Consider the following 23,080-nt stretch of genomic DNA (forward strand, 5'->3'; position numbering starts at 1 on the left):
CGGAGATTCTCATGGCATACGGCATGATTCCGGTTAAAATAAGAAAAGGAATTCTATTCGGAAAAAAACGGCGCTTTCCGCTAGATGCGCTCTTTCCGCAGAGAATAAATCCAGGGAGGATGCACGATATGGACATTTCACGGATGAATAACAGCCTGAACATGGTGGCTCTGCACAATCTGCAAAATTTGACGGCTCCGAATTTGGAGCGCAGCGCCCAAAGCCTCGCTTCCGGCTTGCGAATCAACCGCGCAGCCGACGACGCTTCCGGCTTGGTTAACGCCAACCGTCTGCAAACGCAGATTTCCGGTTTGAACAAAGCCTTCGACGCCGCTCAAACCGGCATTAATATCGCCAATATCGCCGACCAAGGCCTCGGCGGCGTTACCGACCGTCTCCAACGCATCCGCGATCTCGTTTTGCAAGCAGGTTCCGGCGCCCAGGACGGGCAATCCCGGCGAGCGATCCAGGATGAGATCGATCAAAACGTCCAGGAAATCGGACGCATCGCCGATACGACGCAATTCAACGGCCTTCATCTTCTGAATGGAGACGCCGTTTCCACGGCGGGCATCCGCCCGGGAGCGCCTTCCGGCGGCATATCCATCGCTGTAAGCCAACTGACGACGAGAGAAAATTATTTTACCGTCCGGCAAATTCAATCCGGCTCGGCTCAAATCGCCAGCGGCGAAGCGGCGGGAGAAACGCAAACCGTAAACGCGGGCGTCCAGAACGTCAGAGACATCGCCGTCACCCAAGGAACCTTCGCCCATGGCAATGCGCCCGCCGCCGCCGATGACGCCCTTGCGAATACAACCTTCAATGGCGTCTCTTTGCAAAACGGCGGCGTCATTCAATTTCAAGGAATGTTAGCTGACGGAAAAACCGCTTTCACTGGTTCGTTGAGCATTAGCGCGGGCGGTGATGTAAACAGTCTTGTCGCCCAAATCCAACAAACGCTCGACGCCGCCGAAACCGCGGCAGGCGTCAACACGGCTGACGGAACCAATCCTGGCGAAACTAACGCCGTCTATAATACGAACACAGGACGCCTTGAATTTCAAAACGGCGCGGATCAAGGCGTCTCCCGATTCCAGATTCAATTCAACGCCGCCAACGCCAACGGCCAGTTGCAGACAACGACAGGAATCACCCGCGCGGCGGAAATCGGGGGCGCGGCTACCGGCGCTCAGATTGGCAATTCCGTCACGGCCATTACCGGCAATACGTTCGATACGGGCGCATTAACCTTGGAAATCGGCGATGTAACGGCGGCCAACCGCCGAATCGTCGAAACCAACGCCGCTTTTCAAACGGGGACCGGTGGACCAGCTCAGGCGGATTCGAACTTGATCGGCGCCGTATTCGAGGGAGTTACTCTGTCGGCGGGCGATACGATCGCCATCAATGGAACCAACGCCGACGGGACGACTTTTTCGAATACGATCACCGTCTCCAACGTCGACCTGGGCGCAGGCCAAGGCGATGCCTCGACAATGCAGGACCTGATCGACGAATTGAACCAGCGCGACCGCAGCCAGCTCGCCGGCGGCAGAGGCAATCCGAGCGGTTTCGAAGCCGCAACCGCCCAGCTTGCGCCGGACGGACGAATCCAAGTCGTCGACGACATCGCCGCTTCTTCTCAGACTAACTTTACGCTGACCGTGAACGACCGTTCCAGCGGCAACGCCGTCGCCGATAAGGCCAACATGGTCCAACAAGGCGCTGCGCAAACCGCTTCCGTGAGCATCAACGGCGGTCCCAACCAACGAGTGGAAGCGGGAAGCATGGCGACGCTTTATGGACAACCCGCCGCCGATGGAGAAGCGGCGCCGCAAATCACGCTGCAATTCGGCGCCAACCTCACGGCGGGAACCGACGAGATTAACGCCGCCCGCGCCGAATACGCAGGCAGCCTCAACGGCGGCGCGGAAGTTCTCTTCGCGGCGGGACAACAAAACGTCCAATTTAACAGCGGATTGCGGCAAAACGAAAACGCCGTTCTGAATTTCGACGCCGCCGTCGGCGTTCCCGGACTTCAGGATAATGGAGTCGGGACGGTTGTCATTTCCGCCACGGGGCGCGAAGCCAATTTCCAAATCGGCGCCAACGCGGGCGAAACGAAGGGAATTCAGTTTGGCGATATGCGGCCTCGGACGCTCGGCCTTGGCGAAGGGCTTGCGCTCGAAAATATCGACGTTACCCGCGAAGGCGGCGTCGAACAAGCGCTGCAAATCGCCGACAACGCTCTCAATCAGGCTAGCGATGCGCGAAGCCGGATCGGCGCTTTCTCCAACGGTTTGGAAGCAACCTCCAACCAGCTCGCCGTGGCTTCGGAAAACTATCTCGCTTCCCGCTCCCGTCTCGCCGACGCCGACTACGCCGCCGAAGCGACGCGATACGCTTCGAACCAATTGCTGCTGCAATCGAATCTTTTGGTTCAATCGCAGACAAACAACCTGACGAGCGCCTTCTTCTTGGATCTGCTCCGTTAGGTTTAGAAAATTTTTTACAACCACTGGGGACACGACATCGTTGTGTCCTTTTTTTTATTAACCCATGTTACGCAGACTATGTTCCTTCGTTTTCGGCGCCGGTATTCCATCGCCCATTGGAAGAACCGTTCGCAAGAGCAGGAAGGGGTTCATTTTTTTGCGTTATTGAATCACGAAACTACGAAAAGGCTCGAATTGCACGAAATTTTCGAATCACGGATATCGCGGATTCTTTAGGATTCCACGGAAAAAACCTTTGCACGGCGCGATTCCTTGCGCCTATTGTTTTTCTGTTTTATTTCGCGATTCGACGCGACGATCATAATAGACTTCTCCGACTTTTTCTTGCGCGCAACATGAGTTATTTATTTTCGATTCGGGAAATCGGGGTCAAGGGAATTGAATTCCACTAGTAAAAATCATGGGGAATGACATATAATGAAATTCCTTTCATGCAAATTCTATCCGGTTGAGCGAATCGATTCATTTATAACATCTCATTATGAAAGAAGGGCGCGAAGGAGGATCGTTCATGCCTAAGAGATTATTGTATGCTTTTTTGACGGCAGCTCTGGTTATTGGATTCAACGCATCCATCCTCAGAGCGGATGAAGGGAAAGAAGAAGAGGCCGATGGCAAAAAAAGCGAAGCCAAGATCGAATGCGCCACCGGCGAAGTGAAGATCGAAAAAGAGGAAGCGGAAAAAGAAGCGTGCGAGAAGGAAGAATGCGATAAAGAGAAAGCAACCGATAAATCTGTTTCCACTAATTCCACCACTTCCACCACGAAGACGGTTACCAAGAACGAAGTCGGCGACATCAAGATTTATAACTATGGCATCCAAGCCACGTTCATCAATTCCAATGTTACCGTCAACGGCGGCGAAATCTCAGCCGAAATGACGCAGACCGCTCCCGGCAAGGAAGAAAAAGCCCCAGAAGCCAAGCCGCAAGGCAAACCGGCGGCGGGCGCTCCTCCTTCGGCGGAGGGCGAAAAGCCGGAAAAACCGGGAAAATTCGCCGAACTCGTCAAAGACGCGACGAAAACCAAAGGCTTATTTACGATTTACGATAAAGATTCGGAAAAAGAACGGAAACTGCTGTGGGAAATCGCTCCTTCCCAGATGGAACAAAACTTTCTCGTTTCCGGCATCCTCGCCTCCGGCGTAGGCGTGAGTTGGGCCAAGCCGGGATCTTACCTTGGCGATTACATCTTTAGCGATTTCATCATCCTCTTCCGGCAAGCGAAGGATAAAATGCAAATCATCCGGCGGAACATCCGCTTTACGGCGCCTGAAGGGACAAGGTTGAAAGCCGTCGAAAAAAATTACAGCGATTCCATCGTCGCCTCCATCCCCATCGCCGCCACCAATCCGGAAAACGCCGCTAACCTTGTCGATATGACCCCCGTCCTCCTGACCGATCATTTCGAAATCGGCAGGACAGTGGGCGAAGCGCTGGGCGGCGGTTATGGCGTAGACGCCGCCAACAGTTATGTGGAAGACCTGAAGAACTTGCCGGCGAACGTCGTTATCCGCGACCTCCTCGCTCTGCGCGGCAGTTCCAGAGAATCGACCGCTCTCCCCGATCCTAAAAGCTTGATGATTAAAGTGAGCATCGATATCCGTCCGTTGAAGGACAATCCCGATTTTATTTCCCGCGCGGCGGATATACGCATCGGCAATTTCGTCGAAGCCTATATGGATTTCGGCGACGACTTTAGAGACGACCGCATCATCCGCCATATCACGAAATGGGACATCCGCAAGGCGAGTCCCGAACTGGAAGTTTCTCCCCCGGTCAACCCCATTCTTATGTGGATCGAAAACACCACGCCGAAAGAATACCGCAAAGCGGTGCGCGACGGCGTGCTGCTTTGGAACCAAGCTTTCGAACAGGCGGGAATCAAGGACGCTATCGTCGTGAAGGAACAGCCGGACGACGCCGAGTGGGACGCTTCCGACGCCCGCTACAACGTCATCCATTGGAACGTCTCCCACAACATGGCCTACGGCGGCGTAGCGCAGTGGATATCCGATCCCCGCACCGGCGAAATTCTGCATGGCGGCTTCATTATCGAAGGCGATCAGGTTCGAGGTCTTTTGAACTTGCGCAATTACTTGGAGCCGGACCGAGTACAGATGTTCAAAGAACAAATGTCGCCTCCTTCGTCCGCGAAGGCGTTCGACAATTGCGATCGTTTTTCCGAGTTCCTGACCGATCAGGCGGTCAATGGCCTGTTGACCGTTGCGGCGCGAGTGGGAATCGAAAACGTCTCCAAAGAATTTACCGACGATTTCGTTTATCAATTTCTCCGCATGATCGCCTGCCATGAATTCGGCCACGTCCTCGGCTTGCGCCACAATTTTAAAGGCAGCACACTGCATCGGCTGGAGGATTTGCACAATAAAGCCCTTACGGAAGAAAAGGGCTTGACCAACAGCGTCATGGATTACTCGCCTATCAACATCGCTCCCGAAGGCATGGAGCAGGGATATTACTTCGATCCTACCGTCGGCCCCTACGACCGGCTCGTCATCGAATACGCTTACAAGCAAATAAAATCAGCCACTGGTCAGACGGAAGCCGACGCTCTCAATCTCATTGCCGAAAAAGAAGAGACGCACGATTATACTTATGGTACGGATGAAGACCTATATAGCGGGGGTCCCGGCATCGATCCTCTCTGCAACCAAGGGGATATCGGCGACGATCCCTTGGCTTACGCCAAGCAAGTAACACAGATTTCTCTCGACACGATTCCCAAACTGCCGAAACTGGTTGAGGAGGGCGAGGATTATTATCCTATCCGCGTCGGCTTCAACTATCATCTCTCCCGCTATTTCGACTCGGCCCGTTTCGCCTTAAAATATCTCGGCGGGCAATACGTCAACCGCGTCAAAAAAGGCGGCCCCAACGATCCCGATCCGTTGCAGCCGGTTTCACCCGCCAAACAGCGCGAAGCCCTCGATTTTCTCATCAATACGATATTCAACGATCAAATCTTCAACTTTGATCCCGACATGCTCAATAAACTCGCAACGCGCAAGTGGCTGCATTGGGGCGTTAGTTCTTTCGGTTCCGCCAGCGAATATTCCATCAGCAACTTGGCGGGAAACTACTACGACTCCATAATGTATTACATTTTTTATCCCGTCATTATCCGCCGCATCATCGATGCAGAGAGCCAGCGTCCGGAACAGGCGATCGCTTTCACCGTGCCTGAACTCTTCCAAACGATAAACGACGGCGTCTGGAAGGAAATCCTTAAAGCGGATTTTGAAAAGATCAATCAAGGCCAATACTCCAACAAAAAGCCGTTGATTTCCGCGTCCCGCCGAATGCTGCAACGCATTCACTTGAAGCGTATGATCGAAATCATGCTCGAGCCGCCGATGGATATGCCGGAAGACGCCCGCACCCAGGCCTGGCGGTCGCTTCGCCTGCTCAAAGACGGATTATCGAAAATGAAAGAAAAAGCGAGCGTCTTGGACGATTATACCGGCGCCCATATCGAGGAATCCTTAGAAAAAGTCGAACGCGCTCTGCAAGCTCGCTTGAGCGTCCAAGTCGATTTTTGGTGAGAGGGGAATCAGTGAATCGTTGAATTAGGAACAACGTCCCAAGATGCGGCCATCCACCCTTCTTGGGACGTTGCTTTTTTTGATGCTATTATCCTATAAGCAGGTAGAGAGTGGAGAATTGCGCTTCGTTATGAGCCTGCCTTATACAACATGGAGATTATTTTATGCCTTCCCTTTCGAAGCCATCCATCGAAGTCGATATCTTCCTCTTCACCGACGGCGCCTGTTGCGGCAATCCCGGTCCCGGCGGCTGGGCCTGCATCCTTCATCAGAAGAGCACCGGCCTAACCAAGGAATTTTCCGGTAGCGAAAAGCTGACGACGAATAACAAAATGGAGATGCTCGCCGTCATCGAAGGATTGAAAAAACTGAAAAAAATCCCGACCCGCGTTCACGTCCTTTCCGACAGCCAATACGTCATCAAAGGCGCCACGGAATGGATGAAAAACTGGAAGCGCCACGGCTGGAAACGCAAAACCAAACAGGGATGGCAACCGGTCAAGAATGATGATTTATGGAAAGCGATCGACGAGCTCATGCAAAAGCATCATGTTACGTTCGAATATATTCCAGGACATTCCGGCCATCCCGAAAACGAACGCTGCGATCAATTGGCGGTAGCGGCCTATCAAAAATATAAATAGAATGTCCTTTCGACCCGGCATGAGTTCCGTATAGGCTCGAAATCCCCGAAAATCGCTTCTCAAAAAAATTTCGATTTATCGTCAAATCGTCCTTCGTAAAAGTTGACAAAAACGAGGGAATGGATATGATTTTATTCTGTTTGATCGGCGGCAGGCAATTATTCGTCCCCATCGTCTAGTGGCCTAGGACATCGGCCTTTCACGCCGGTAACAGGGGTTCGACTCCCCTTGGGGACGCCAAAATAAAGCGAAGGGTTAAGCGAAAAGCTTAACCCTTCTTTCTTTTTAAGGGATTAATCCAGGGCAAAAAAACTTTGCCCTTGCCACCCCCCAAAATAAAACAAAGGGTTAAGCGGCGAGCCTACCCCTTTTTCTTTTGAGGATTTTTCAAGGGCAAAAAACTTTGACTTTATCGCCCCTCGATAGGTCAAAAAAATCGACCCATCCTACGTTTATCTCATCGTTCCAATCAGAATTCCCGAAACTCCTCTTCCCATTCGCCGGATTCCTTTTTAGGCGGCAATAGTTTTACGTCTTTCTGGAAATCGTGCGAGGGAGGAGTGTTTGGCCGCCGATTGGACTGGTTGGAATCCTCCACTTTAAAACGGGCTACTAGCGATTGCAGCATTTGAGCCTGCGCCGACAATTGCTCGCTGGAAGAAGCGGTCTCTTCGCTGGTAGCCGAATTTTGTTGAGTGGCGATATCGATCTCGCTGACGGCTCTTCGTATCTGGTCTGCGCCGGTCGATTGCTCGGCGCAAGCGGCGGCGATTTCTTGCATCCGTTGCGCCGCGTTTTGAATAATGGGCACGATTTCCCGAATCGATATCCCCGCTTTTTCCGCTTTTTCTACGCTATCTTTGGCCAAGGCTCCGATTTCCTTGGCTGCCTGTTGGCTCTTCTCCGCCAGTTTGCGTACTTCTACGGCGACAACGGCGAATCCTTTGCCCATTTCGCCCGCCCGGGCCGCCTCGATGGCGGCGTTAAGCGCTAAAAGGTTGGTCTGATCGGCGATTTCGTTGATGATCGAAATTTTTTGCGTAATCGTTTTCATCGCTTCCACGTTTTCGATCACGGCCGCGCCGCCTTTTTCCGCTTCTTTTGCGGCTTCCGTCGATATCTTGTTGGTCTTTTCCGCATTTTCTGAGTTTTGTTCGATGGAATGAACCAATTCTTCTACCGAGGCTGTCGTCGTCTCCAAATTCGCCGCTTGTTGCGTGGACGAACTGGCTAAACTTTGCGACGCGGAGGATAATTCTCCCGAACTGGCCGACACCTGCTCGGCCGCATGCGATATTTCACGCATTAAGTCGCGCAATTGGCTCACGAATCGGTTAAACCATTCCGCCACCTGGCCGATTTCGTCTTTCGTATGCGCTTCCAGTTGTTTGGTGAGGTCGCCTTCTCCTTCCGCAATATCTTGCAGCCTTGCTTTCAACCGGTTCAATGGCTTAATGATCGTCACGCTCAACATGGCGAAAATACCCAATAAACTCAAAATCAAGACGCCGCCGGATATGAGATATTGAATCCTTCCCATAAAAGTGATTTGATGGTCGAGATTTTCCAAGGGAGCAATGATTTCAAATGCGCCATGCGTCTCGCCCACAGCCCAATCTTCCTTGGCGCCTCCGGTTATATCTAGTTCTCCCTTCGGCGAACCATGGCACAAAAGACAATCTTGAGTCAATTTAATAGAACGGAAAAAGCGAACGGCGTTGATCGGAATCGCGGCGTTATTTTCGGCGGCGTTCCCCCTATCTACTCCAATATGCAAAACGCCGATTTCGCCCAGGCTTTGCGCCTTTTGCTTGTCATCGGGATAAATGATTTTTCCCCCGGCGGTTTCGATCGCTTCCAGACCTCCTCTTCCTTCCAAGTAATCCACAACGCTTTGCTCCAAACCGGCGCGGGGAGCGTTTTTGGGATTGCGCGGTTGATTCTTCGGTACGCGAAAGATATATCCTAGTTCCTTGGCTTTGGTTTCGGCGGTCAGCCACGCCGCAACCACGGGTATGGTTTTATACAAAACCGTCTCGTCGTATTTCTGCCCGCTTTCTTTCGCTTTCAGAAAATCTTCCACAAGCGGGCCAGTATTGAACGCTTTATTCTCATTTAAAATTCCAATAAACGCGCGCACCTGCTCGCAAAAACTGGTTAACGCGCGAGCGCGTTCAATTTCTTTTTCATAACCGAACACCCTTACAGAATGGGTATTGAACAAATAAAGTCCCATAACCACCACAACCATCGCCGCCGTAACGCCCAACAAAAACTTCGTACTAATGGATTTGAATTCCCATTTCATAAGAATGAACCTCGTTGTTTTTAGGAATCTTCTTACCGCAATAAATCAAGATCAAAAATTTTCCAGCCATCATCAAGCGCAGGAAATCTCTTATATTGTATCGAATAAATTGGTTTCAACCAATTTTTCTTATAAAAACGACGAATATTTTTAGGACATATCGTCCGTGGATCCGAGGAAATTTATGGCTTGGAAGACATCTTTTCCATCCATGCCATGATAGGCCGGTGATCCGACGCGATTTTTTCGTCAAGAATCCTTACTTCCGCCACACGCCACTCTTTCTCTGGATGGTACAATATAAAATCGATTTGTCTTTGTGGATTATCCACAGGAATCGTGAACAGTTGTTCCCCATCTCCTGCCATTTTCCACATTTTTCGAAACGCTTTCATAACTAGACTATCGGGAACGTCGTTCAAATCGCCCGCCAACAGCATAGGAATATTCCCTTTGGAAACCGCCCAACGCTCGATGATGGGAACCGCCGCCATCCGATCATGATCGTCCCGAAGATGGTCGAGATGAGTGGCGAGAAAAAAGAAATGCGGAGTCGATATCTCCACCGGCAAAAAAACGCGCGGCTCCCTCTCCGGCGAATGCGGCAGCGAAACCGGCCCTTCGCATTCGAAAGGGAAACGCGACAATATTGCGTCGCCGTATTGCCCTCCTTGATAATCCATAGCGCGGCCATACGCCATTTTCATTCCCGTCAGCCGCGCCAATTCCGCCGCCTGGTCTACGCCGCCGCTGCGCTGCGTCTTGCGATCCACCTCTTGCAGCGAAACCAAGTCGGGCGTAACGGAAAGGATGACGCCCGCGATGCGCTCCAGGTCGATCTTCCCGTCCATGCCTTCGCCGTGGTGGATGTTGTAGCTTAAAACCACAATCCGCGAAGGCTCCTGCGCCAATCCCGCCGCCGTTAGAGTAAGGCATAGAATGAACAAAACCGCCAACCGTCTCGACATGGATGCAACTCCTTTATATTTATTGTTATCGCCTATCGATTTCTTTTTAAAATCAACCATAATAAGAACGATATTCGTCAAATAAGGATAGATCGATGTTATCGTCAGAAGAACTGCAACAATTATTATTGGATATTGAATCGGATCGCGTAGAATGGACAATCGCGACAAAAGATATCGACAAATTTTCCAAAGCGATTTGCGCCTTCGCCAATGATATGCCTGACCACAAGAAGCCGGGTTATCTAATTATTGGTGCAAAGGATAAGGGCGGTTTACACGGATTGCAGGTTACCGATGAATTAATCAAAGATTTATCTTCTATCCGTTCCAATGGCAGAATTCAACCTTTGCCATCAATGACAGTCGCCAAATATTCTTTCCCCAATCAAAAAGGCGATGTCGCCGTAGTCGAAGTAATGCCCTCCTTAATGCCGCCAGTTCGTTTTGAGGGTAAGGTTTGGATAAGGATTGGTTCATCCAAACAAATCGCCACTGAACAGGAAGAACGGATTCTTACGGAGCGCCGAATTGCCAAAACGCTTACTTTCGATGCGCGCCCTTGTCTTGGAAGCAATATCCAAGAATTAAGTCTTGAACTGTTCATGGCGACGTATCTCCCCAACGCCATAGCCCGCGATATTCTTGAACGCAACAACCGCAATGCAAGCGAACAAATGGCTTCGCTTCGGTTATTTGACGCAAGCCAGAAATGCCCCACCAATGCGGGCATTCTGCTTTTAGGCCAAGACCCCTTGCGATGGCTGCCCGGCGCCTATATCCAATTTGTCCGTTTTTCAGGAACCGAGTTATCCGACAAGGCCATTGACGAGCAACAATTCTCCGGCGATTTAATCACGGTTTTACATAGTTTGGATTCATTCATCCCTCGGCAAATCCAGCAATATCCCGAATACAAAAGCCCCTTTAGAGAACGCGCTGTTTTCGATTATCCCGTCATCGCCATTCGGGAATTATTGATGAACGCCATCATGCACCGCAATTATGAAGGATCGACGAGTCCCATTCGTTTTTACTGGTTTGACGATCGGATTGAAATTCAAAATCCTGGCGGTCTCTTCGGCGAAGTAACAGCGGAAAATTATATGCGCCAGACTGCCTATCGCAATCCCGTACTCGCCGAAGCGATGAAAAACCTTGGTTATATCAACCGTTTCGGCGCGGGTATCGGCATTTCGCAAAAAGAGTTAAAGGAAAACGGCAATCCTCCGGCAGAATTCACTTTTGAATCCAATTCCGTCCTCGTTATTCTGAGGAAACGTCTATGAAAACGGTTGTTTTTTTTAATTGTACAAGCGGTGTCGGCAAGACCTCTCTCGTTTACCATTTGGCATGGATGTTCGCCGAGAAAGGCCACAATATTCTAGCGGCGGATTTGGATCCTCAATCCAATCTCTCTTCCATGTTTCTCGTTGAAGAACGCTTGAAAGAGTTATGGCCAAAGGGGGAGCATGAACAAACGATTTATGGCGCAATATCTCCTTTACTAAAAGGAATTGGAGATATAGAAGAGTCGCATATCGAAAATATATTTATGGATAAAGTGATTTTGCCTGGGAATCTCGATTTGATTGTGGGCGATTTTAGCTTATCAAACTATGAAAACGAACTAAGCGAACAATGGCCAAAATGTTTAGATAGAAGAGAAAACTCTTTTCGCGTCATCTCCGCCTTTTACCGTATCATTGAAAGAGCCGCTTTGGCAAGAAACTCCGATTATGTTTTAATTGATGTCGGACCCAACCTGGGCGCGATCAATCGCTCGGCGATAATCGCCGCAGATTATGTTGTCATTCCTCTCTCACCTGATTTATATTCACTTCAAGGAATAAGAAATTTAGGACCAACGTTAAGAAATTGGAGAGAACATTGGAAAGAACGTCTTCAGAAAAATCCTGAGTCTTCTCTCTCCTTGCCCGCAGGAGGGATGCGTCCCCTTGGTTATGTAATTCTACAACACGCCGCGAGACAAGACCGGCCCGTTAAAGCCTATGAAAAATGGATCGACCGCATTCCGGGAGAATACCGCTCCTCTGTTTTGAATGAAGCCGAAGAAAATCCTCCACAAGCCGCTGATGATCCGCATTGCCTTTCCCTCATCAAACATTACCGCAGTTTGATGCCGATGGCGATGGAAGCGAGAAAGCCGATGTTTAAACTAAAACCCGCCGACGGCGCTATTGGCGCCCATGTTAACGCCGTCAGACAATGCTATGAGGATTTCGAACATTTGGCGGAAGAAATCGAAAAACGAATCGGCTTGAAATCCGATGCATGAAATACGCCGGGAGCATTGCGCCCCCGGCTCGATCGATATCACTCATCTCCCCTCAGTGCCTTCTCCAGAATTTGATAGGTTCGATTCACCATCGGCCGAGGGTCGGTCAACAGTCCGGCGGCGGTGAGGGCATTGTCGAAAATCTGCTCCGCCGCCAGTTTGAGAAACTCATCGTCTCCCTTTTCCCGGCGCTTCGCCAGCTGAACCATGATGGGATGATGGGAATTGATTTCGAGGTTTTTGCGTCCGATGGCGGCGAAATCTTTGTTGACCGATTGCATGATCCGCTGCATTCCCGACGTCATTCCCGCATCGACGTTGACCACAATGGCGGGGCTGTCTACCAGCCGCTTCGATTCGCGTACGGAATCCACGCGATCCCCCAAAACAATTTTAAACCAGCCAGTCAGCGAATCGACTTCGTCCCTCGTCAACTCGTCCTTTTGTTCCTCTTCCGGCTTTGGCGGCGCATCGGGCAAGTCCAAATCGGCTTGATCGGCGGGGATGATCTTCTTGCCGTCGAATTCGTGGATGGCGTTGAGCACGAAATCGTCGATGGGATCGAAAACGTAGAGCGCTTCCAAATCCCGCTGCCGAAACGCTTCCATATAGGGGCTGTTCTGGATGGCGTCCCGGCTGGGGCCGTTAACGTAATAGATATTGTTCTGCCCCGCTTTCATACGAGCGGCGTAATCGGCCAGGGAAATCAGTCGTCCCGGCGCCTCTTTCGACGATTCGAAGCGCAGCAGCGGATTCAACTCTTCCCGGTATTCGTAATCCCGCGCCGCGCCTTCTTTGAGAAAGACGCCGAAAGTTTTCCAGAAGGTTTGATAATTCTCCGGATTGGACGAGGCTTCCTCAGCCAAGAATTTGAGAAAGCGGGTTGCGATTACTTTGCGCAATTTGCGCACTAGCGCGTTGTCTTGCAGCGTCTCGCGGGAGATGTTGAGCGGCAAATCCTCGCTGTCGACGACGCCCTTCACGAACCGCAGCCATTCTGGAAGGATCGCCTCGCTATGCTGTTGAATCAAAACTTTCCGGCAGTAAAGATTTACGCCCGGATCCAGCCGCCCGAATCCGAAACTCTCAAAATTGCTTTTGGGAACGAAGAGAAGCGAATGGATTTGCAACGGAACGTCGGCGGAAAAATGAAAACGGTAGAGCGGTTCGTCATGGTCGTTGGCGACGAACTTGAAAAATTCCGCATATTCCTCGTCTTTCACCTCGTTCTTATTGCGCGTCCATATCGCCTGGATGGTATTGACCGTCTTGCCGTCGAGAACGATAGGGAAGGGAACAAAATTGGAATATTGCTTGACGATGCGTTCGATCGCAGGGACGGAAGCGAATTCCTCCGCCTCCTCCCGCAATTCCAAAACGATCTTGGTTCCTCGCTTCAAATTCTCGGCGGGAGAAATGACGTATTCGCCCATGCCGTCCGATTCCCACAGCCAGCCCTCCGCATCCGGCTTATAAGATCGCGTGTAAACGCGCACGTTTTTAGCCGCCATGAACGAAGAGTAGAAGCCCACTCCAAATTGTCCGATCAATTGCGCGTCCTTGGCCGTCGCATCTGCATGGCGTTGGAGAAAATCCCGCGTACCGGAATGGGCGATGGTTCCGAGATTGCGGATCAATTCTTCTTCCGTCATGCCGATGCCCGAATCGGCGATCGATATCGTTTTCGCCTTCGCATCGACATCGATCCGGATTTCCAACGGCAGATCGGGATCGGCGGCGTCAGGATTCAGCAATTTTTCGTACCTGATTTTTTCGAGAGCATCGGCGGCGTTGGAAATCAACTCCCGCACGAATATTTCCCGATTCGTATACAGCGAATGAATTACGATATCGAGAACCTGCTTCACTTCCGCTTGAAAAGAATGGGATTCTCTTTTTTCCGAGCGTTCGGCGTCTGTCATTTTCATCCTCGCAATCTTTCACCGCCGCAAACCGTTGCGGCTTTGGCGGATTGTATTTATCTTTCATAGATATTTTAGAGTTGAGGCGTCTATTATAAAGTCTGTTGAAAATCTGGTACGATGGTTTAGGAAAGTGGCGGAAAGGAAAAAGTGGTGGGCTACGCTTCGCTTTGAGCCCACCCTACCCAACTTCGCCTTGCCTTTGCCACCCGAGCTTTAGGAGAATAATCATGCTGCGATGCTTCTTCGCTTTTTTCACCTCTTTTTTCTTGACAATGAATCTCCAGGCCGCTTCTATGAATGCGCCTGGCCATCTTGCTTGCGAGTACTTAACCAATCCCATCGGACTGGGCGAAACCTCCCCGCGGCTCAGTTGGAAGCTCGACGATCTCCGGCGCGGCGCTTGTCAAACCGCCTATCAAATCCTTGTCGCTTCTGATCCTCAGCGCCTTCAGCCAGGCCAGGCGGACGCTTGGGACAGCGGCAAAGTCGATTCGGATCAATCCATCCAAATCGTTTACGGCGGCAACCCTCTGAGCTCCGGCGCCGCGTATTATTGGAAAGTGCGCGTTTGGGACAAGAACGGCGAACCGTCTCCTTTCAGCGAAACCGCCTTTTGGCGTATGGGTCTGCTTAATCCTTCCGATTGGAAAGCGCAATGGATCGGCCTTCCCGGCTTGCTCAAAGACAATATCCCCGCCCATCTTGGCTATCATAGCCAACTCGAAAAAAACGCGGGTACGCCCAAATGGGTCATGATCGATCTGGGCGAATCCAAAGCCGTCGACGCCGTCAATCTCCTCGGCGTTCGTCCCTTCTACTATTCCTCGCAGCCGGGCTTTCTATTTCCCGTCCGTTACCGGATCGACGTTTCCAATGATTGCAATTTCGCCGATTTCAAAACCGTCGCTGACGAAACCGCCGCCGACGTTCCCAATCCCGGTGAAAAAGTGCGTCATTATGGATTCGAATCCTGCCCAGGCCGCTATGTTCGCCTCTATGTAATCAAATTGGCGCGCCGCGACGCTGATAATTGCGCCTTCGCTCTTGCAGAGATGGAAGTTCTTGCGGACGGGGTTGTGATTTCAAAAGGCAGCAAAGCCTCCGCACTCGATTCCATCGAATCCGGCGAATGGGCGTTAAGCCATCTCAACGACGGCGTCGTCGAAGCTCGCCGCGTTCAACACGCGCAGCCAGGTCCCAGCCCTATACTGCGTAAAACCTTCAAAATTCCCGCCGCTCCGAAAACCGCTACTCTTTACGCTTCCGCTTTGGGTTTATATGAAATTCATATTAACGGAAAGCGGGTGGGCGAAAATATTCTTGCTCCCGAATGGACTGATTACGCCCAACGCATTCAATACCAAGCTTATGACGTTTCTTCCTTATTGACAAAAGGCGATAACGCCGTCGGCGCTCTTCTCGGCGAAGGATGGTATGCGGGTCTGGTTGGCCTCATGTCGCCCCGTCAGTACGGGCGGCAATTAGGTTTACTATTGCAACTCGAAGTGGAATGCGAGGATGGCTCCAAGCAAATCATCGTCTCCGATCCCTCTTGGAAAGCTAGCGATAACGGCCCTATTCGCGGTTCGGATATCATTCGCGGCGAGACCTATGACGCCCGCCTGGAAATACCGAGATGGGACAAAGCGGACTTCGACGACGCCCAATGGATTCCGGTTCAAACCATAACCGGCGTTCAAGCCGAACTCTCCGCCCAGCCCAACGAACCCATCCGTATTACTCAACTTATTCAGCCCCGCCAACTTTCCGAACCCGCGCCCGGCGTCTACGTCTTCGATCTGGGGCAAAACATGGTAGGCTGGAGCCGCCTCAAAGCGCATGGCGATGTTGGAACGAAAATCCAATTGCGCCACGCTGAAGTGCTGCAACCCGACGGCAACGTTTACACGGACAACTTGCGGGGAGATTTTCAACGCGACGTTTATATCTTCAACGGCGGCGAATCGGTTTTAGAACCTCACTTCACCTATCACGGCTTCCGCTACGTCGAAGTTACCGGCCTTCCTTATAAACCCGATCCGAACGACCTGACTGGCTGCATCTTTTATTCCGCCGCCCCCCTCAACGGCCAATTCGAATGCTCCGATCCTCTATTGAATCAACTCATGAGCAACATCGTCTGGACGCAGCGGGGCAACATGCACAGCACGCCCACCGACTGCCCTCAGCGCGACGAACGTCTTGGATGGATGGGCGACGCCCAGGTTTTCTCTCAAGCCGCCTGCTTCAACATGAATATGGCCGCTTTCTTTACGAAATGGCTGCGAGACGTTCGCGAAGCCCAATCGGACGATGGCCGCTTCTCCGATTTCTCCCCAAACCCCTCCAAGTCGAATGGCGCCTTCTTAGCCTCTCCCGCCTGGGCCGACGCCGGAGTCATCGTTCCTTGGCGCATGTACGAAAACTACGGCGACGTCCGCATTCTGGAGCGCCATTTCGACGCCGCCCGCCGTTGGGTGGAATACGTCCGCCTCCACAGCCCCGGACTCATCTGGAGCGACGGGCGCGGCAACGATTACGGCGACTGGCTCAACGGCGACACGCTGATTCTGGACGGCTGGCCCAAGAAAGGCGCCGACATCCCCCGCGAAATCCTCGCCACGGCGTTTTTCGCCCACTCCACGGATATTCTCTCTAAAATGGCAAAAGTCATCGGCAAAGAGAAAGAAGCGCAGGAGTACGGAAAATTAGCCCAAGAGATCAAATCGGCCTTTTGCCAAAAATATCTCCAGCCGGATGGCCGCATTGAAAGCAATACTCAGAGCGCCTATGCCCTAGCGCTTCATTTCCGCCTCATCCCCGATTCCCTGCGCGAAGCCGCTCTGCGCCATCTGCTGGAAGGAATTGAAACCTACAGCGGACGCCTTTCCACCGGCATCCAAACCACCAACCGTATGATGTTGGAATTGGCGGACGAGGGACGCTCCGACATCGCCTATCGACTTCTCACGAGCCGCGAAATCCCCTCGTGGGGCTATATGATCGATCATGGCGCAACCACGATTTGGGAGCGCTGGGACGGCTGGGTGGATGGCCGGGGCTTCCAAAACAAGGGAATGAATTCCTTCAACCATTACGCCATCGGCGCCGTCGGCGAATGGATGTACCGCTGCATCGCTGGAATCAATCCCGATCCCGAAATCCCCGCCTTCAAGCGCTTCATCCTCCACCCGCGCTTCGGCGGCGGACTTACTTGGGCCAAGGCTAAATTCGATTCTCCCTACGGCGAAATATCCAGTTCCTGGAAAATCGAAAACGGCGTCTTCGCTTACGACGCCGTAGTTCCGCCCAATAGCGAGGCGATCGTCTACATCCCCGCCTCCGATGTTTCCGAAGTAAAGGTAAGCGGGAAATCAATCAAGGATCGGAAGGATATTCATTTCTTAGAGATGAAAGATGGTTGCGTTGTATTATCTGTTAAGGCGGGAAGTTATCGTTTTGAGGTGAAATTTGCAAAGTAAGAGGCTGGAGCGGAAATGATGAAATTCTAATTGCTTTAACACCGATTTCCACAGAGCTCTGCCAACCATAGAATTCCATAAGGAAGAGCGATACTAATCCAGTCAAAATCAATGTATTATATCATTTACTCTCTCTTGCCAGTAGCAAAATTCTGGCGCTTAAAATATAGTATTTACGGTTATAACATCCCTTGATTTTTCAGAATAGACATAGAAATTTCTCGTTCCAAGTTTTGAAACATCTTGTCCGTAGCCGCCCTTTTGCTGGATAAGTTCTTCGATCGTTTGAATAGCGGCGGGGGAATTGGCTTGGCCGTAAATTTGGTTCGAGCAGTTGGCTACAATATTATGATCGATGGACTTGGGGGTTTGGGTGGAAAAGATTAGTCCCAAACCGTACTTTCTCGCTTGCGCCGCCAGGCGGATCAGACTTTCTTTGCAAGGAGTCGATTTCCCCGAAGGAGCGAAATCCTTGGCTTCGTCAATCGCGAGCAGTCCCTGCAAAGGCTTATTGGCGGAAGCCGGATTTTTCTTAATCCAGGTAAACAACGTCATCGCCCGTTGATTCATAAATTCCAGTTGAGTTTCCATGCTGGGCAATCCGATAAAATAAATCTGATATACATATCCGCTGCGCAAGGTCTCTTCTCTGTACTATCCGCGTGAAAAGATAGAGGTGAACTTCGTATCGATAATGATCCGGCTGCCTTCAATTATATTGCTCAATACAATATCGATGCGCAAGGAGGGACGTATTTTATCGATGAATGATGTCTTCCTTTCGATGAGCCGCCCAACATTTTTCCCTGCATCAACGCGCCATTCTGATCTAGCGAGAACAATATCGTAGAAGCCAGCGGCTTCCTTTTCTTATAACCGTCCGATCCACGCGATATCTCTATCCGGCAATGATCTACAGGATTCTTTTCAACTCCTTTGGAGTTCATCGATCAGGAAATATCCAATACTTGGCGAACAGAGGCGGCCAACATCTCCTCCGAGAAGGGTTTCTGGATGAAATGAATGCCGCTCTCCAAAATACCGCTATGAGCGATTACGTTCGCTGTATAACCGGACATGAACAGGCATTTCAGATCCGGCTTGATCGAAAGCAACCGTTCGGCTAGTTCGCGGCCGCTCATCTTCGGCATCACTACATCGGTGATTAAAAGGTCAATATCGTTTGTAGTTGTTTCAGCCAAGCGAATGGCCTCCTTCGGCGTATTTGCGGCAAGCACCGTATAACCCAATTCTTCGAGCATTCGTCTACCGATATCAAGAATCATGACATCGTCTTCGATAAGGAGAATCGTTTCCTTGCCTTGTTGCGGCGCTACCTCTACATGAGCCGCCGAGTGGGGAAGAACATCGCCTGCATACCGGGGCAGGTATATGCGGAATGTCGTTCCATGCCCCGGCTCACTGTATACATTGATAAAACCGCCGTTTTGCTTAACCGCTCCGAATACGGCCGGCAGACCCAGTCCAGTTCCTTTGCCTAACTTTTTGGTGGTGAAGAAAAGCTCGAAGATTTTCGATAGAGTATCTTTGTCCATTCCGCAACCGTCGTCGCTCACCGCCAGAAGAACGTATTCGCCAGGGATGGATCCCACATGGCTGGCGCAGTAGGCTTCATTGAATTCTGTGTTCGACGTCTCGAAGATGATCTTTCCTACGCCAGCAATCGCATCGCGGGCGTTGACTGCCAGATTGACCAGAATCTGGTCGAGCTGGGATGGATCGATTTTTATCCAATAGAGGTTTTGGCCCGGCATCCAGACCAAGCTGATGTCCTCGCCGACCAATCGCTGGATCATCTTCATTATGTTCGAAACGGCGTTATTCAAGTCCAGCGCCGTGGGGCTGACTGTCTCTTTGCGGGCGAAAGCCAACAATTGGCGGGTCAATGAGGCAGCCCGGTCGGCAGTTTTTTTAATTTCTTGAATATCCATTCGGGTTATATGGTCTTTTGGAAGTGCGCGCAAGACCAGGTCGCCGTATCCGCGAATGGCCATAATGATATTATTGAAATCGTGCGCCACGCCGCCCGCCAGCCGGCCCACCGCCTCCATTTTCTGGGCTTGGCGGAATTGTTCTTCCAATACCTTTCGTTCCGTGTTGTCGAATATATAGGAGCGAATTTCAACCAGTTCTCCCCGATCGTTAAAGATTCCTATATTATTTTCGATCATATAAACGGGATTGCCATCCATTCGACGAAGTTCTTTTTCGATGCCGAACAGTTCTTTTTTTTCCTGAAGCAATTGCAAGAAATTCTCGCGGGCTTTTGGATCTTGGTAGAACAGAGCGATATTGGTTGCAAGGGCTTCTTCTTTGGATGGGATTCTGAATATTTTTAAATACGCTGGATTGCAGTCTACGATACGTCCATCAACCGACGAAATTAATACTCCTGTCAAATCTTGCTCGAAGAATTGGCGATAGCGTTCTTCACTTTGACGCAGCGTCTCTTCCGCCTGCTTCCGTTCGGTGATATCTTGAATAGTACCGATGGAGTGGATCGGCGTTCCCTCCGAGTTGTAAAAGGTTTCACACTGTTCGTGCACGAATTTAATACGGCCGCCCTTCATCAGCAAGCGGAGATCAACGCTATAGGGCGCATGGTTCTTCAAGGAATCGGCGTAGGCTTTCTCTACCCGAGGTCGGTCTTCCGGATAAATCCTCTCTAAAAATGCTTCATTAGTTCCATCGAACTCGCCTGGATCTATTTCAAAAATTCGATAAACCTCATTAGACCAAAGAAGTTGATTTTCAACCAGGTTTAAATCCCAACTCCCGATCTTGGCTATCCGTTGGGCTTCGGCCAACAACATCTCGCTCTGCCATAATTTCTCCTCCGCCCGCTTGCGTTGCGTAATGTCAAGTACGATGGAGTGAAGAAAAATTTTCCCTTTCGATTGAATTTTACTGCTATATACTTCGACATCACGGATAGAACCATCCGCTATTTTATGGCGAAATTCGAAGGGAGTGCATTTCCCTGAAAGAACTTTATCCATCTCAAGTTGCATCCGGTCGGGTGGAAGAGTATTGATCTCTTGGATCTTCATTTGTTTAAGCCGCTCGCGAGACCATTTGTAGAATATTGCGGCGGCTTCATTGGCGTCGACGATATTCCCGGTTTCCGGATCGACAATCAGTTTAATGGCCGCGTGTTTTTCAAATAGATTTCGAAAAAGCTCTTCGCTCTCCTGCAATGCGGTTTCGGCCATCTTGCGCTCGGTGATGTCCGAACCGACGCTGAACATCTCGACCGTGTTTCCATTCTCATCCTTAATGGCTTTATTGGTCCAGGCAATCCAGACTTTTCTTCCGTCCCTGCAGACGTTTTGGTTAATATTATTCGTGTACAACTCCGGGTGTTCAATCATACCGTTGAACATATCAACCAGATTTCGACCCGACTCATCCCGCTCCTCGACGATGGTTCCCATGATTGGTTTTCCCAGAATTTCCCGCTCGCTAAAACCGAAGAACGATTGTCCAAACTCATTCAGGAACGTAATCGCTCCCTCTCGATTCCACCTCAAAATGATGCTGTTCGCATTCTGAACCAGTTCCCGGTACTTGGCTTCACTGGCATGCAGCGCATCCTCATACTGTTTTTTTTCGGTAATGTCGTGGACGATGGCGTAGAGAAAATTCTTGCCGCTTAGGAGTATCGGGCCGATATACACTTCCACGTCTCGAATTTCTCCATTGGCCAGGCGGTGGCGGAGTATTTCGTGTTTCTGGCTGCCCGACTTCGCCGTTTGCAAAATAGCCAATATGGCTTCTGGCGGAAGCGTGCAGAAATCCTTGACTTTTTTGGTTTTAAAGGTATCGATGTCATATCCGTAATAGGCGCACGCCGCCGGATTGGCATCGACGATCTCGGCGGTATCCGGATCCGCAATCAACATCACGGCAAAATTGTCTTTGAATAGGCTCTGATACCGGCTTTCCGCTTCCGCCTTTGCCTTGCGAAGGCGGGCGCTCTCCAACGCGTTCTGCGCCGCGAAACGAAGACGCTTGTAATGTTGGGGTTTTTTGACGATATAATCATCCAAACCCAATTTCATGGCGTTGACCGCTATCTCTTCGTTACCCGTACCCGTAAACATGATGACGGGGCAATTGGGATAGCGGGATTTCACTTGCTGCAGAACGGTCAATCCATCCGTCCAGAGAAGAGAAAAGTCGGTAATCACAAGGTCAAAATCTGGATTGTTCAAAGCGTCTCGCAACGATCTTTCATCGCCGATCTGGAATGCAACAAGAGTCGGAAATTGTTTTTTTAGTTCCTGGAGCGCAAGGACGCGATCGTTGGGATTGTCATCCACCAAGAGAATGCGTACCGATTCATTTGCATTCATGATTTGTTTCCTTTTTATCGATTGAGGCTTCTGCAAAATTCATAAAATCCGCTTTTAAATTCTCCCCCCAAACTTGGGGGGAGTTATACCAGTCTGCGTTAGGATTGTTGTTTATAAGTTCCCTCGCCCTCTGGGAGAGGGTTAGGGTGAGGGTATAGTAAGTCTAATAATATCAACCCTCACCTAACCTCTCCCAATCTTGGGAGAGGAATTTTAAAATCGACAAATTCAAAGCAGTTTGGTATTAGAGGGGGGTTGATTATGTTATACTTAAAGCAACCCCCTCCTAACCTCCCCCAGGCTTTGGGGAGGAATAATGGAATTTTACAAGCAGCTCGATTCAAAAAAGATCGGGTTTTTCGTTCAGGTTCGTCCAGTATTGTCCGACTGTTTTCATCATGGATACAAAAGCATGAAAGTTGGCAGGTTTGACCAGATAGGAGTTGACTCCCAGATCGTACGCCCGGTTAATATCCGATAACGAGGCCCGGCCTCCAGTAGCGATGTAATTCTCGGAATACTCTTTCATGAGGGACAGTGGATAAACGCCACCCCGAGCTTTTCGAAGCGCTTCTTCATTGATATCGGTCGCGTAGATCCGGCAACGGCTGTAAATTTCTTCTTCCTCCAGCAGAATGGCTAATGAATAAGCCTCCTCGCCGGTGGAACATCCAGCCGTCCACAAGCGAACGAACGGATAAGTCCGCAAAATCGGTACGACCTCCGAACGGAACGAACGATAGAAATCGGGATCGCGAAACAGGGAGGTTACGTTGACAGTTACAGCATAAATGAACCGTTGCATCGCTTCCATATCGCAAAGTATTTTTTCATGCAATTCGGGAATTGAACTCAATTTCTCGTCGCGGATTATGTTTCCGATACGGCGCCGCAACGAAGACGGCGCATAATCCCGGAAATCGTAACCGGCGCGTTCGTAGACGGTTTCCAACAAGGAGGAGATTTCTCGATCGTCGAGTTTATTCATAACCTTGACTGA

The 23,080-nt window shown here is 50.6% G+C and carries 12 protein-coding genes and 1 tRNA gene; 7 read left to right on the forward strand and 6 right to left on the reverse strand.

The features are described 5' to 3' along the window. Positions 1 to 128 precede the first annotated feature (128 nt). The 4 genes from AB1656_19280 to AB1656_19295 all read left to right on the forward strand — a co-directional run bounded on the left by AB1656_19280 (position 129) and on the right by AB1656_19295 (position 6,962). Positions 129 to 2,495 carry a flagellin gene (locus AB1656_19280; GenBank protein ID MEW6237532.1) on the forward strand — a complete coding sequence of 789 codons (2,367 nt, stop codon included), beginning with the start codon at positions 129 to 131 and terminating at the stop codon, positions 2,493 to 2,495. A 532-nt stretch (positions 2,496 to 3,027) separates the two neighbouring features. Then, positions 3,028 to 6,078, forward strand: a complete 3,051-nt coding sequence (locus AB1656_19285; protein MEW6237533.1) for a zinc-dependent metalloprotease — start codon at positions 3,028 to 3,030, stop codon at positions 6,076 to 6,078. A gap of 164 nt (positions 6,079 to 6,242) precedes the next feature. After that, positions 6,243 to 6,722 carry a ribonuclease HI gene (gene rnhA / locus AB1656_19290; GenBank protein ID MEW6237534.1) on the forward strand — a complete coding sequence of 160 codons (480 nt, stop codon included), beginning with the start codon at positions 6,243 to 6,245 and terminating at the stop codon, positions 6,720 to 6,722. A 164-nt stretch (positions 6,723 to 6,886) separates the two neighbouring features. Continuing rightward, positions 6,887 to 6,962, forward strand: a tRNA-Glu gene (locus tag AB1656_19295). A gap of 229 nt (positions 6,963 to 7,191) precedes the next feature. Here AB1656_19295 and AB1656_19300 read toward each other — a convergent pair. After that, positions 7,192 to 9,030, reverse strand: coding sequence for a methyl-accepting chemotaxis protein (locus AB1656_19300; protein MEW6237535.1), 1,839 nt, complete (start codon positions 9,028 to 9,030; stop codon positions 7,192 to 7,194). Positions 9,031 to 9,212: 182 nt separating this feature from the next. Further along, positions 9,213 to 9,998: an endonuclease/exonuclease/phosphatase family protein gene (locus tag AB1656_19305; GenBank protein ID MEW6237536.1), complete on the reverse strand. Its 786-nt coding sequence runs from the start codon at positions 9,996 to 9,998 to the stop codon at positions 9,213 to 9,215. A 95-nt stretch (positions 9,999 to 10,093) separates the two neighbouring features. On the opposite strand from AB1656_19305, the gene AB1656_19310 reads away from it, so the two are divergent. Further along, the gene (locus AB1656_19310; protein MEW6237537.1) at positions 10,094 to 11,287 is read left to right on the forward strand and encodes an ATP-binding protein; all 1,194 of its coding nucleotides are present in this window, start codon (positions 10,094 to 10,096) and stop codon (positions 11,285 to 11,287) included. After that, positions 11,284 to 12,297, forward strand: coding sequence for an AAA family ATPase (locus AB1656_19315; protein MEW6237538.1), 1,014 nt, complete (start codon positions 11,284 to 11,286; stop codon positions 12,295 to 12,297). Before AB1656_19310 ends, AB1656_19315 begins: the two co-directional genes overlap by 4 nt. Positions 12,298 to 12,335: 38 nt before the next feature. Here the strand turns inward: AB1656_19315 and htpG are convergent, their stop codons facing one another. Beyond that, positions 12,336 to 14,219, reverse strand: coding sequence for a molecular chaperone HtpG (htpG, locus tag AB1656_19320; GenBank protein ID MEW6237539.1), 1,884 nt, complete (start codon positions 14,217 to 14,219; stop codon positions 12,336 to 12,338). 230 nt (positions 14,220 to 14,449) lie between these two features. Between htpG and AB1656_19325 the strand changes: the two genes are divergently transcribed. Continuing rightward, entirely contained in the window at positions 14,450 to 17,704 is a 3,255-nt protein-coding gene (locus AB1656_19325) for a family 78 glycoside hydrolase catalytic domain (GenBank protein MEW6237540.1), read from the forward strand. Between the two features lie 159 nt (positions 17,705 to 17,863). Here AB1656_19325 and AB1656_19330 read toward each other — a convergent pair whose 3' ends face one another. The 3 genes from AB1656_19330 to AB1656_19340 all read right to left on the reverse strand — a co-directional run bounded on the left by AB1656_19330 (position 17,864) and on the right by AB1656_19340 (position 23,068). Continuing rightward, complete coding sequence (locus tag AB1656_19330) at positions 17,864 to 18,295, reverse strand: zonular occludens toxin domain-containing protein (GenBank protein MEW6237541.1); 432 nt, start codon at positions 18,293 to 18,295, stop codon at positions 17,864 to 17,866. 359 nt (positions 18,296 to 18,654) lie between these two features. Next, a complete protein-coding gene (locus tag AB1656_19335; GenBank protein ID MEW6237542.1) occupies positions 18,655 to 22,080 on the reverse strand; it encodes a PAS domain S-box protein in 3,426 nt (1,141 codons plus the stop codon). A gap of 340 nt (positions 22,081 to 22,420) precedes the next feature. Next, on the reverse strand, positions 22,421 to 23,068 hold the full coding sequence (locus AB1656_19340) for a CheR family methyltransferase (GenBank protein ID MEW6237543.1): 648 nt from the start codon (positions 23,066 to 23,068) through the stop codon (positions 22,421 to 22,423). Positions 23,069 to 23,080 lie beyond the last annotated feature (12 nt).

The sequence above is a fragment of the Candidatus Omnitrophota bacterium genome (assembly GCA_040755155.1).
Lineage (GTDB): Bacteria > Hinthialibacterota > Hinthialibacteria > Hinthialibacterales > Hinthialibacteraceae > JBFMBP01.